Origin of the sequence: Streptomyces sp. NRRL S-646 (genome assembly GCF_000720765.1) — a bacterium.
Taxonomy (GTDB): Bacteria; Actinomycetota; Actinomycetes; order Streptomycetales; family Streptomycetaceae; genus Streptomyces.
In genome coordinates, this window is record NZ_JODC01000071.1 from 1 (window position 1) to 1,622 (window position 1,622).

The 1,622-nt window shown below is 70.1% G+C and carries 1 protein-coding gene; it reads right to left on the reverse strand.

The window, feature by feature from the left end; all coding sequences use genetic code 11:
- Window positions 1-1,622 (reverse strand): acyltransferase domain-containing protein (locus IH68_RS0148885; protein WP_037886683.1); only part of this gene is annotated, 1,622 nt, incomplete at both ends.

The window sequence follows — 1,622 nt, forward strand, 5'->3', positions numbered from 1 at the left end:
CAGTGCCCGGCTCCGGATCGTAAAGACCCTCCAGATCCCAACCACGATCCGACGGGAACCCGCCGATCGCGTCCCCGCCCTCACTGACCAGCCGCCACAGCTCCTCCGGCGAACCCACCCCACCCGGGAACCGGCACGCCATCCCCACGATCACCACCGGATCATCGGACGTGCTCGCCGGCGCGGGCAGAACGGGCGCGGAGTCCATTCCGGTGCCCGACAGTTGGCCCTCCAGGTAGCCGGCCACGGCCTCGGGGGTCGGATAGTCGAACAGCAGGGAGGAAGGCAGACGCAGTTCGGTCGCGGTCTTGAGCTGGTTGCGCAGATCGACCGAGGTGAGGGAGTCGAAGCCCAGGTCCTTGAAGGTGCGGCGGGGTTCGACCTGGTCCGCGGAGTCGTGGCTGAGGATGCCGGCAGCGTGCGCGCGAACCAGTTCCAACAGGGCGGCATGCCGCTCGCGCGGGGAGAGCCGGGCGAGGCGGTCGCGCAGGATGGTGGTGACGTCACCGGCTTCATCGGTGTCCGTGACCGAAGCACCCAGGGAGACCGGTCCACCCGAGGAGACCGGTCCACCCGTGGAGACCAGTGCGGCGCCGGTCAGGGTGTCGGGCAGCCAGTAGCGGCGGCGCTGAAAGGCGTACGTCGGAAGGTCCACCCGCCGGACGCACGCGGCGAAAGTGGGCGACCAGTCGAGAGTGGCCGCGCCGCGTACGCTCAGTTCGGCCAGGGAGGCGAGGAAGCGGCGCGGTCCGCCTTCGCCGCGGCGCAGCGTGCCCGCGACCACGGCATCGTCCAGGTCCAGATCGTCGAGGGTGTCGCGGACGGCGGCGGTGAGCACGGGGTGCGGACTGGACTCGACGAAGACCCGGAAGTCCTGGGCGGCCAGGGCCTGTACGGCCTCGGCGAAGCGCACGGTACGGCGCAGGTTGTCGTACCAGTACCCGGCGTCGAGATTCCCGGTGTCCAGCCAGTCACAGGTCACCGTGGAGAAGAACGGCACCTCCGCGGCACGCGGCCGCACGGAGGCCAGATCGGCCAGGAGCCGGTCACGGATCTCCTCGACCTGCGCGGAGTGCGAGGCGTAGTCGACCGGTATCTGCCGCGCCTGAACACCCGCGGCGGACCACTCGGCCACCAGCTCACCCACGGCCCCGGCATCACCGGAAACAACCACGGAAGCAGGCCCGTTGACCGCCGCGACCGAAACCCGCCCCTCCCAACGAGCCAGCCGCTCCTCCACCTCGGCCACCGGCAACAAAACCGACGCCATACCACCACGCCCCGCAAGGGCAGTGATCGCCCTGCTGCGCAGCACGACCACCCGCGCCGCATCCTCCAGCGACAGACCCCCGGCCACACACGCGGCGGCGATCTCACCCTGACTGTGACCCACCACCGCATCCGGACGCACACCCCGCGACCGCCACAACCGCGCCAGCGACACCATCGTCACGAACAACAGCGGCTGCACCACATCCACCCGGTCAAGCGTCGGGGCACCCTCCCGGCCACGCAGCACATCCTCGACCGACCAGTCGACGTACTCCTCCACAGCCGCCGCACACGCGGCAAAGTGCCCACCGAACTCCGGATCGGTGTCGAGGAGTTCAGTGGCCATACCC